The following is a 1,826-nucleotide window of genomic DNA, read 5'->3' on the forward strand; positions in this document are numbered from 1 at the left end:
TGCTTATACATTATATGAAGATTTAAAGGGATATGAAATTGAAACGTGGATTAATAACGCAGGATTTGGTAATTTTGCATCAGTTGGAGATCAAAATTTAACTAAAATTGAGACAATGCTTAATTTAAATATCGAGGCATTAACTATTTTAACTTCTCTTTATGTGCGTGACTATTCATCAGTTGAAGGAACACAATTAATTAACGTTTCATCAGGTGGGGGTTATACGATTATTGGAAATGCAATCACATACTGTGCTTCTAAATTCTATGTAAGTGCCTTTACCGAAGGGCTTGCACATGAATTAAAAGAAAAAGGTGCAAGCATGCAAGCAAAAGTATTAGCTCCTGCTGCAACTGAAACTGAATTTGCAAAAGTATCGAATGATTTAGAAGAAAATGTTAAATTTGAAGGACTTCTTCCTAAATACCATACAGCTAAAGAAATGGCTGGATTTATGCTTGATCTTTACGATAGCGAAAAAGTAGTTGGAATTGTAGATGGTCTTACTTATGAATTTCAATTAAAAGATCCAATTTATCCTTATGCAGTAAGAATGAGAAGCTAATAAGGTTGATATATCATCGTTATTTCAAAAAGTTCTGGATTATTATCCTTATAATTTTACGTATATAAAAAAGTTCTTTACTAATTGTAATATCCTATTAAAAAGAGGTTCTTCCATAAGGAGAACCTTTCATATATTTGTTCAACTAACTGGTGCTTGAGTTTAAGAAAGGGTTGCTGCGGCGATCCTTTTTTCTTGTTGCACTATCGAAGCAGTTTAGGTGAAGAAGGGAAATTTTATGAATAATCACAATAATTATTTATTGTGATAAAATGGAAAATACAAGGAGGTTGAGCTGGATACTATGGATACTATTTGTTTTTGTCCTTATGATTCTGGCATTTGCGTTAATTATTGACTTGAAACTTAAGAAAAACAATAATAATCCTCAAATACCAACCCATCCGAACGCTAAGCCAGGAGATAGTTCAAACTATATGATGGGTGATAATAAAGATACTGCGCTTTTATGAAGTAACCAATGCCTAATTTCTCGGTTTTGTAAGCGAGAAATTAGGCTTTTTTTATTTGAATTTCCTTAACGTTGTAACTGCGCATTTGTGGCAGGACCTTTATAAGCCAAGTTAAGGAGCCTAGTAGACTCCCCCCCTGAACTTTACTCCTATTAAATAACAGACTATTGTACGATTTAAATGTTCCACGATATAATGGTGAGAGTTTGTGCCTGAGTAAATATTTTTATAAGTAGTGAGGTAGAGTATGAAAAAAACAACCACAGACATCATTTTTATCATTATTGGTGCCTTTCTTTTTGCGTTAGGTGTTAATTTATTTGTTATTCCGAACGAGCTTGGGGAAGGCGGGGTAACAGGTATCACAATTATTACCTACTATTTATTTGAGTGGTCGCCAGGTTTAGTCAACTTAATTTTGAATGCATTTTTGTTAATTATTGGTTATAAATTTTTAAATAAGGTAACAACGATTTATACGATTATTGCAGTGGTTTTTAATTCACTTTTTCTTCATCTGACAGAAGGCTGGAATATTGCTTCTGATGAATTGATGGTGAATGCTATTTTTGGAGGAATCATTATTGGGGCTGGGATTGGCTTAATTATTCGGGTTGGCGGAACAACAGCAGGTACTACCATCTTAGCAAGGATTGCACATAAGTTTTTAGGATGGAATATTAGCTATGGTCTATTGTTTTTTGATTTAATCGTTGCTTTTTCATCTTATTTTATCATTGGTGCAGAAAAGCTGATGTTGACAATTATTATGCTATATGTAGGAA

General features: G+C 33.0%; 3 protein-coding genes. All 3 read left to right on the top strand.

Translation table 11 applies throughout. The features are described 5' to 3' along the window. On the top strand, positions 1-568 hold a 568-nt coding region (locus tag V7659_RS31715), incomplete at its 5' end, for an SDR family NAD(P)-dependent oxidoreductase (protein WP_335543940.1). Positions 569-858: 290 nt separating this feature from the next. After that, complete coding sequence (locus V7659_RS31720) at positions 859-1,041, top strand: hypothetical protein (RefSeq protein WP_335543941.1); 183 nt, start codon at positions 859-861, stop codon at positions 1,039-1,041. 247 nt (positions 1,042-1,288) lie between these two features. Continuing rightward, the coding region (locus V7659_RS31725; RefSeq protein WP_335543942.1) for a YitT family protein at positions 1,289-1,826 on the top strand (538 nt) is incomplete at its 3' end.

The organism is Neobacillus drentensis, assembly GCF_036966985.1.
GTDB classification, from domain to species: Bacteria; Bacillota; Bacilli; order Bacillales; family Cytobacillaceae; genus Neobacillus; species Neobacillus drentensis_E.